The organism is Vibrio sp. OPT20, from assembly GCF_963889365.1.
GTDB lineage: Bacteria > Pseudomonadota > Gammaproteobacteria > Enterobacterales > Vibrionaceae > Vibrio > Vibrio splendidus.
This window is the reverse complement of the sequence record NZ_CAWPOA010000015.1, coordinates 1-895: the sequence shown is the minus strand read 5'-3', so window position 1 is coordinate 895 and position 895 is coordinate 1. Positions and strand designations below refer to the sequence as shown.

Here is an 895-nt window from a genome sequence, read left to right as displayed (position 1 = left end):
CGCACCGCGCTTATGAATCGCATGCGCGCCCTACTCTCTGAGTTCGGGTTAATCATTCCTGTTGGCCGCTCTTCATTAATGAAACACGTTCCCTTAATGCTTGAAGATGCAGAAAATGAACTGCCACATCTCGCAAGAACGGTGATTGCCGATGCTTATCACCACCTTGGAGAGTTGAATCAACGTATCGCCGATACTGAACAAGTCTTCGACTCTTTTGCTAAGGTCAGCGCTAATGTTCAACGAGTGATGAAAGTTCGAGGTATTGGACCGCAAACCGCTACTGCGATACTTGCTTCGATAGGCAACGGTTCTCAATTTGATAAAAGCCGCGATTTCTCTGCTTGGCTAGGACTCGTACCAAAACAATATTCGACGGGAGGAAAGCCACGCTTAGGTCGGATAACCAAACACGGCGATAAATACTTACGAACACTATTAGTTCACGGAGCAAGGACCGTGATTGCCAACCTTGGCGACAAGCAAGATAAGCTAAGTCAGTGGTGTCGAGGCGTTCTAGAACGGAGAGGAATGAACCGAGCAATAGTGGCACTTGCTGCGAAAAACGCACGAATTATATGGTCGCTTTTACACAATCAAACAGAATATGAAAACTATGCTACTTAAGTAAAAACCTAAGCAACATAAAGAGTTAAACCCACCGGGTCATTGCAGACGCTAATGATGGAGATAGGTTAAGACCACTTGCGGAGAGCCTGTTAATGCGGCGGACACACTAGATGTCATCTAACGAATAAGGCACCGCAGTCGCGCAAGTCATCAGGGCCACGACGTATGCGAATCGTCGATAAGTAGGCCGAATGTAGAGCGGCAGTCCAAAACCCATCAACATAAGTTTAGCGGATGTTTGACAACCGGGGGAATCCATGTAGCC

The 895-nt window shown here is 47.2% G+C and carries 1 pseudogene; it reads left to right on the top strand.

Going from position 1 to position 895, the window contains the following annotated elements:
* Positions 1-627, top strand: a pseudogene (locus AACR09_RS00915) (IS110-like element ISVisp6 family transposase); the annotation flags it as partial.
* Between the last annotated feature and the right edge of the window lie 268 nt (positions 628-895).